This is a genomic window from Kaistella sp. (assembly GCF_041824135.1).
GTDB lineage: Bacteria > Bacteroidota > Bacteroidia > Flavobacteriales > Weeksellaceae > Kaistella.
Window position 1 is genome coordinate 1 of record NZ_JBGZYM010000109.1, and the last position, 2840, is coordinate 2840.

Annotated in this window: 3 protein-coding genes; all 3 read left to right on the forward strand. The window is 33.0% G+C overall.

The window, feature by feature from the left end:
- The first annotated feature begins 177 nt into the window (after window positions 1-177).
- Window positions 178-933 (forward strand): CPBP family intramembrane glutamic endopeptidase, encoded by a 756-nt coding sequence (locus ACEYOS_RS13900; protein ID WP_373748044.1) that lies wholly within the window; start codon window positions 178-180, stop codon window positions 931-933.
- A gap of 173 nt (window positions 934-1106) precedes the next feature.
- Window positions 1107-1883 carry a CPBP family intramembrane glutamic endopeptidase gene (locus ACEYOS_RS13905; RefSeq protein ID WP_253311268.1) on the forward strand — a complete coding sequence of 259 codons (777 nt, stop codon included), beginning with the start codon at window positions 1107-1109 and terminating at the stop codon, window positions 1881-1883.
- Window positions 1884-2022: 139 nt separating this feature from the next.
- Entirely contained in the window at window positions 2023-2571 is a 549-nt protein-coding gene (locus ACEYOS_RS13910; protein ID WP_373748045.1) for a hypothetical protein, read from the forward strand.
- Window positions 2572-2840 lie beyond the last annotated feature (269 nt).

The following is a 2840-nucleotide window of genomic DNA, read 5'->3' on the forward strand; positions in this document are numbered from 1 at the left end:
AAACACATCAGGCAACAAGGTATTTCTACGAGCGGGTATGAAGTTTTCATCGAAGATTTTCGCAGTTAATTAAGTTTTTAGCAAGTAGAAAGTTTTCTTATTTTTAGCCCGCCTGCAGAAATACCCAACCGTTATGTGCAACCAAAACACGACGAAACAATCATCTAAAAACCGATAATGAGTAAAAAATTTAAATTAGGACTATCACTATTTTTTCTTGGGCTACTAGGTGTATTGACTATGCTAACTATTACAATACCTCTTGATAGTTTACCAACGGAAGTTTTAGAAAAGATATCGCCACGAACCCTCAAATATTTAGTATTAATCAACCCGACCATTTTATTGCTCATAGCGGTTATAGTCGGAACACTGCTATATGACAAGGTTGGCTTTTCAGTACCGACAATTTCGGCAATATTGAAAATTGAACAACCTAAAATAAAATTTATAGAGCAAATTAAGTTTGGTGTCTTATTTGGCTCGCTGACCGGCATTTTAACAACAGTAATTGGAATTATTTTTAAATCGTCAATTTCCCAAGAGTTTATTGACCTTGGAAACAAAATCAAGATAACAACTATTGCTAGGTTTGGTTATGGTGGATTGACGGAAGAAATTTTAATGCGTTTTGGTTTTATGACATTAGTTGTTTGGCTAATTTCAAAAATAACAAAGAATTTAGGCAATTCAACTTATTGGACAGGGATTATTTTAGCTAGCATTCTATTTGCGGTTGGACATTTTCCAGTTGTTTTTAATGCTGTTCAGAATCCAACAATATCACTACTCACTTATGTGCTAATAGGAAATTCAAGCGCAGGACTGTTTTTTGGTTGGTTATATTGGAAAAAAGGTCTTGAAGCAGCATTTATAGGACATATATTTGCTCACGTAGCCATGATGATTGGAGAATCAATAATTCAACTTTAATTACAAAATTGGCAGCACATAACAAGATATTTCTACAAGCGGGTATGAAGTTTTCATCGAAGATTTTCGCGGTTAATTCAATTTTTAGCAAGTAGAAAGATTTCGTATTTTTAGCCCGCCTGCAGAAATATCCAACCGTTAGCGGTCAGGCTATAAAACAATAAGATAATTTTATGAAAGAAAATATTATAGACTTTAAAAGAATACTAATCTTTCTTATAATAGCTATTTCCTTGTCGAATATTTTCAGATTCGATGTTTTTGGAACGAAAGAAATTTTACAAAAGCTTCCAACTTGGATGTACTTAATTTCTGTTGTACTACTTGAAGGGAGTGGCGTTTTTATTGGAGCATTAATCGCTATTTACTTACTTCGAAAAGATAGAAAAACATCAATTTCATTTTATGGTACATCCAATAGAAAAGGTTTATTAATGTCCGCTATTCCAATCGTATTATTAACAATTATCGGAGTAAAAAACGATTATGAAATAAACATAAATCTATATGGATTAATTGTTGTTCTGGGAAGTCTGATTTACTGTATAATGGAAGAATTTGGTTGGCGTGGATATTTACAAGAAGAACTTAAAAACTTAAAACCTGTAAAACGATATTTGATTATTGGATTTATTTGGTACTTCTGGCATTTGACTTTTTTGACAGAAGCAACCATATCCGAAAATCTTTTCTTTTTAGGAATGTTGTTATTTGGAAGTTGGGGAATCGGACAAGTTGCAGAATCCACTAAATCGATTTTAGCAAGTGCTTGTTTTCATTTGATTATTCAAATAATGATGTTTAATTCGTTAATTAAAAATGGACTTGACGGTACACAAAAACTAATTATATTGGGAGTTTCTGTTTTTCTTTGGATACTGATTCTGAAAAAGTGGCAAAATAAATATGAATTGAAATCGCTGAATGAAGAACAAAGCCCGAACCGCTAACAGCACCTACCCAAAAGTGGCGGTTCAGTGGTTAAATCAAGCTTTGTGCTTTTATCAAAATTTCTGCTTGGTTGATAGTGAATCGCTCCGAAATCGCCACCTTCGGGTAGCTGCAAAACGTTACCAGCAATTATAAAAAATGAGCGTAAACAAAAGACTTTTAGAACAAAAATCAAATCAAGAATTAGAAAAATATGTTGAAATTGGAAATAGATTTGTTCCCCAAGCAAATTTGTATGCTTATGAAATTTTGAAATCTCGGGGAAGAGAATTTACAGAGGAAGAAACCGAACGATTAATGTCACTAGTTAATCAAAATAAGAAAAGCAATGAAATAATAATTCACAAAAATCATAAAAAATCCGCGGACTTAATTTATCTATCTGGAGCGTTAGGAATTGTAAATCTAATTTGGAGTTACGAAACTTTGGATGACGGAATGAATATTTTCATCGCACTCGTTTCTCTTGCACTTCTCTTTGGGATTGGATATTTAGTTAGTAAGGGAACAGAATGGGTAAAATATTTGTTGTTAGTAATTTTGAGTTTAGGACTTTTAGGATTTCCTTTTTTAATTGCAAACTTAAAAAATGAGCCTTTTGTTGGAATCATAAATATTGTGCAAACAGTTTTACAAATTTGGGCATTAGTTTTATTATTTAAAATTCCGAAACTTGAAAAACAATAACTGCTGGTAACAAGGGTTTTGCAATAGTGCTGCAAAACAGCAAAGTTCAACGGTATTTCTTCGGTTCAACTTTTGTACAAAATTGAAGATTTGTGCTTTGATTGCCCCACCATCGCAAAGCCCCAAAACGTTACCAGCAATCCCCCCTATACCACCGAATTGACTTCTCAAGCTAACGTTTGGTAGTTATGAGAAATATTTTCTAATTTTATTATGCTCTTTGCAAGGCCGATTTTAAAACTGTTGCGTAATAGCACGGGTGCAATCCT

Coding starts and splice junctions, on each gene's coding strand:
- ACEYOS_RS13905 (WP_253311268.1), top strand. CDS start 1,107: ATGAAAGAAAATATTATAGACTTTAAAAGAATACTAATCTTTCTTATA.
- ACEYOS_RS13910 (WP_373748045.1), top strand. CDS start 2,023: ATGAGCGTAAACAAAAGACTTTTAGAACAAAAATCAAATCAAGAATTA.
- ACEYOS_RS13900 (WP_373748044.1), top strand. CDS start 178: ATGAGTAAAAAATTTAAATTAGGACTATCACTATTTTTTCTTGGGCTA.